This window comes from Shewanella sp. 11B5 (assembly GCF_002836795.1).
GTDB lineage: Bacteria > Pseudomonadota > Gammaproteobacteria > Enterobacterales > Shewanellaceae > Shewanella > Shewanella frigidimarina.
In genome coordinates this window covers 1-5229 of sequence record NZ_PJAP01000401.1, presented here as the reverse complement: position 1 = coordinate 5229, position 5229 = coordinate 1, and the positions used below count along the sequence as shown (strand labels likewise).

General features: G+C 42.1%; 2 protein-coding genes and 1 pseudogene. All 3 read left to right on the top strand.

Features of this window, described 5'->3' with window-relative positions:
- Nucleotides 1-672 (top strand): isoaspartyl peptidase/L-asparaginase family protein (locus tag CXF78_RS09360; RefSeq protein ID WP_145991402.1); only part of this gene is annotated, 672 nt, incomplete at its 5' end.
- Nucleotides 673-843: 171 nt separating this feature from the next.
- The gene (locus CXF78_RS09355) at nt 844-1260 is read left to right on the top strand and encodes a CBS domain-containing protein (protein WP_102036613.1); all 417 of its coding nucleotides are present in this window, start codon (nt 844-846) and stop codon (nt 1258-1260) included.
- 77 nt (nt 1261-1337) lie between these two features.
- A pseudogene (gene hrpA, locus CXF78_RS09350) lies at nt 1338-5212 on the top strand (ATP-dependent RNA helicase HrpA).
- The last annotated feature ends 17 nt before the right edge of the window (nt 5213-5229 follow it).

Sequence of the window (5229 nt, the reverse complement as noted above, 5' to 3'; positions counted from 1 at the left end):
GGGGTTAAACATATTAAAAACCCGATTGATTTGGCTAGAAAGGTAATGGAAAAATCACCCCATGTGATGCTTTACGGACAAGGGGCAGAAGAATTTGCGTTAACCCAACAATTTAGTTTTGTGCCCAACAGTCATTTTGATACCCCACATCGTTATGCGCAGTTACTTGATGCTAAAGCGAGTATCATTGAAGCCGAGCAAAATAACGGCGATGATTATCAGGTGTCAGTGGAACAGTTAACCGCCAATTATAAATATGGCACCGTGGGTGCTGTTGCACTTGATAAGCAAGGTAACCTTGCTGCAGGGACGTCAACCGGCGGCATGACAGCAAAACGTTTTGGTCGTATTGGTGATTCTCCAGTCATTGGCGCTGGAACGTATGCTGAAAATGGCGTATGTGCGGTATCTGCAACTGGGCACGGTGAGTATTTTATTCGTTATCAGGTGGCGGGTGACATATGCGCCAAAGTTAAATACCAACAATTATCGATTATTCAAGCGGCTGATGAAGTCATTAATCAACGCTTAATATCAGCTGGTGGAACTGGAGGTGTGATAGCGATTGATCCGCGTGGCAATATCGCAACGCCATTTAATACCGAAGGTATGTATCGTGCCACTCGAAGCCAAGGCCAAGCTGCGACAATCATGATCTGGCGTGATAAGTAAGTTCTAGCTGTGATAATAAGTACCGATTAATACAATCGGTTTTATTTTCTATCCACTGAGCCATTATTGACTAAACTTAAATTAAGTCAGTACTCGAATGTTGATTCATTAAGAATTGATTAACGAGATTTATTAAGCACGTAGTCAATTAGCGTGCATTTAGGGGGCTATATGGATTCAATAAAAATTAAAGATCACATGGATAGACGTCCGATACTGTTAACCGCAGATATGTCACTGGCAATAGCGGTTGAAAAATTACTCGAAAGTAATAAGAGCGGCGCGCCAGTGGTGGATAGTGTTGGAAAGCTAGTGGGTTTCTTATCCCAACAAGATTGCTTGTCAGTGATGTTAAAAAGTAGCTACCACTGTGATATGACCAGTACAGTGGCAGATTGCATGAAAAGCCCCGTGTTGACGGTCGCGCCGGATGACAGTATTTTAGAACTCGCTGAACAAATGTTGGGTGCGAAGCCGAAAATTTATCCAGTATTAAATGATGGAAGAGTCATTGGGACGATTAATCGGACCAATGTGCTTAAGGCGATGAATATTTATATGCAACAGTGTTACTTATCTCCAGCTTAACAATCGTTAAAATCAATACCATTCTGCTGTTTTCCTTGCTAGGATCGCTTTTTTTGATGTAAGCAAGGGAATCAGATTTGAATTCGGACCTTCACCCGCTATCTAAGGCGTATCTCAATCTTTGTTATCAAACCGATGCTGCTAAAATTCGTCGTCGTTTGTATCGTGTCAATAAAGAAGCCGAGTCTGAAAAAAAATTCCAAACGTTAGCTCAGTTAACTGAAGCTGCGCAACAAGCCTATCAAAAAGCGCAACAGCGCTTGCAGTCTAGACCTATTATCAGTTATCCAGATGAACTGCCTGTGTCGCAAAAACGTGACGATATAGCCTCTGCTATTGCCAATAATCAAGTGGTGATTGTGGCGGGGGAGACTGGGTCTGGTAAAACCACTCAGTTACCTAAAATCTGTCTTGAATTGGGATTAGGAACGAGAGGCTTAATTGGCCATACTCAGCCTCGTCGTCTTGCTGCTCGAAGTGTTGCGAACCGTATTGCTGATGAACTTAACAGCCCATTAGGCGAAGTTGTTGGCTTTAAAGTTCGTTTTGCTGATGCCATGAGCGACAACAGTTACATTAAACTGATGACCGACGGTATTTTACTCGCCGAACTCACCTCGGATCGATTTCTCAACCAATATGATGCGATTATTATTGATGAAGCGCATGAGCGCAGCTTAAACATTGATTTTATATTGGGATATCTGAAGCAGGTATTAAAGAAGCGTCCTGATTTAAAAGTTATTATTACTTCAGCTACCATTGATGTAGATCGCTTTTCAAAACACTTTAATAACGCACCTGTTATTGAAGTGTCTGGGCGTACTTTTGAAGTTGAAACGCGTTATCGTCCTTTAGTGCGCGACACTGATGCTGATTTAGATGTAAGCGATGGTATTTTTACTGCCGTAGAAGAGTTAATGGCCGCTGGCCCTGGCGACATATTGATATTTATGAATGGTGAGCGCGAAATTCGCGATACCGCAGATTTACTCAATAAACAGCAATATCGCGATACTGAAGTTTTACCACTATACGCGCGTCTTTCTTATGGTGAACAATCTAAAGTCTTTAAAAGCCACATTGGCCGCCGTATCGTATTAGCCACCAACGTTGCCGAAACGTCATTAACCGTGCCTGGGATCCGTTATGTTATCGATCCTGGTACTGCTCGAATAAGCCGATATAGTTACCGCACGAAAGTACAGCGTTTACCGATAGAGCCTATATCGCAAGCCAGTGCCAATCAGCGTCAAGGACGTTGTGGTCGTGTAGGACCGGGTATTTGTATTCGACTTTACGATGAAATGGATTTTATTCAGCGCCCCGAATTTACCGATCCTGAAATATTACGAACCAATCTTGCTTCAGTGATTTTGCACATGTTGGCGATTGGATTAGGTGACATTGGCGGATTTCCATTTATTCAACCACCGGATCAAAAACACATTCGAGACGGTTTTTTATTGCTTGAAGAATTACAAGCGGTTAAAAAGTCTGGTAATGACCTAGTGTTAACGCCATTAGGCAAAGATTTAGCGAAAATTCCACTCGATCCGCGTTTAGCCCGAATGGTTATTGAGCGAACAAATTGGGTTGTTTACACGAAGCATTAGTGATTACTGCAGGTTTGTCGATTCAAGATCCGCGTGAACGTCCCGCAGAAAAGAAACAAGCAGCAGACGAGTGTCATCGCCGTTATGCTGATAAAGATTCAGACTTTGCCAGCTGGGTAAAGTTATGGGATCACGTAAAAGATCAAAAGCATGAGCTATCAGCCAGTCAGTTTAGAAAACAATGTCGTGACGAATATCTCGCGTATTTACGCGTACGTGAATGGCAAGATTTATACACTCAAGTGAAACAAGCCGTCCATGAATTGAAATGGCGTATTAATGACAGTGCAGCCAGTTACGAACAGTTACATAGAGCATTATTATCAGGCTTGTTAAGTCATGTTGGTTTTAAAGGCGAGAACAACGAGTATCTAGGGGCGCGTAACCGTAAATTCTTTGTATTTCCGGGATCGCCTTTAGCGAAAAAGGGGCCTAAGTGGATAATGGCTGCTGAGCTGACTGAAACCTCACGTTTGTTTGCGCGTTGTTGCGCCAAAATAGATCCTGAATGGTTAGAATCGCTCGCATCTCATCTCGTGAAAAAGAATTATCTAGAACCGCATTTTGAAGCCAAAGCGGCAAGCGTTATAGCACTTGAGAACCAAGTTCTTTATGGCTTGACCATAGTCAATCGCCGTCGAGTACAATATGGGCCGATTGACCCTATAGAAGCTCGAGATATTTTTGTGCGTAGTGCTTTAGCCGAAGGGCAGTTACAGACGAAAGAAACGTTTTTTGTTAATAACCAAAAATTGCTTAATGACATAGAGTCGCTAGAACATAAATCTCGCCGCCGAGATATTTTGGTCGATGAGCAAGTGTTGGTGGATTTTTACGAACCGCTAATACCAGCTGGCATTTATAATGGACCACTATTTTTTGCCTGGTGGAAAAAAGCGCGTCAACAAACGCCTGACTTACTCGATTACAGCCAAGCATTATTAATGCAGCGTAGTGCCGATCATATATCAGCGCTCGATTTTCCAGAAATATGGCATAAAGGTAATCTCGGCTTAACTGTCAGTTATCATTTTGAACCGGGTAGTGTTGATGACGGCGTATCTGTGCATATTCCTGTTGCACTGATTAATCAAATTGATGACAGTGACTTTGATTGGCTCGTGCCTGGGTTGCGACAAGAAAAACTGATTGCACTGATTAAATCCTTGCCTAAAAATCTACGTCGTAATTTCGTTCCCGCACCAGATTATGCTCGGGCATGTTATCAAGCGATGAAGCCGTTTGAGTTATCGATGCTTGATACCATGTGTAAACAGTTACTGCGAATGAGCGGTGTACGCATTTCAGCTGACGACTTTGATGTAACTCAACTGACAGAACATCTTAAGATGAACTTTAAGATTGAGGATGACCATGGTCGTTTAGTCGCCCAAGGTCGTGATTTAGAGCTGTTAAAAGGTCAACTGCAAGGTGTTGTTGCTAAAGCAATACGTAAAGTGGCAGACAAAGGCATTGAGCAAGAGGCAATAACCACATGGTCATTTGGCGATTTACCCGCTCAATATCAACAGCGCAAAGGTAATTACGAAGTTAAAGCGTATCCGGCATTAATTGATAATAAAACCGATGTGGCGATTAAGTTATTTGATGATGAACATGAAGCAAAACGTCATCATCGAGTAGGGTTGCGCCGATTACTGTTGATTAACATTCCTTCGCCAGTGAAACATTTGCAACAAGCTTTGCCTAATAAAGCAAAGCTAGCGATGTACTTTAATCCATTTGGACAAGTGCAGATATTAATCGAAGATATTATTAATGCTGCAGTACAGCAGTTGTTAGATCAAAAGCAACTAGATATTCGTAACGAGCAGCAGTTCGAACAAGCAAAAGAGTGGGTTCGCCAAGAGCTCAACCCAACAGCAGAGAATATTGCGCTAAATGTAGAACAAATTTTGACAATTTATCAACGTATTAAAAAACGTCTTAAAGGCAAAATTAGTTTAGATATTGCATTTGCAATGAGTGATATTCAAACTCAGCTTGATAGTCTTGTTTATAAAGGATTTGTCGAAGACTGTGGCTGGCAACGGTTAACGGATGTTGTTCGTTATTTAAAAGCCATTGAAAATAGACTCGATAAGCTACCTGTTGACCCTACACGCGATCGATTACACATGCACAGTATTGCAAAAGTACAAGAGGCGTTAACGGCTCAGTTAGCGAAAGTGCCACGTTCACAACCGGTCCCAGAAGCACTAATTGAAGCTCGCTGGATGATAGAAGAGTACCGAGTATCTTGTTTTGCTCAGGTATTAGGTACCGCTTATCCTATTTCAGAAAAGCGAGTATTGAGTTCTATCAGTCAAGTGTAACCTTGGCACGTTGCTCT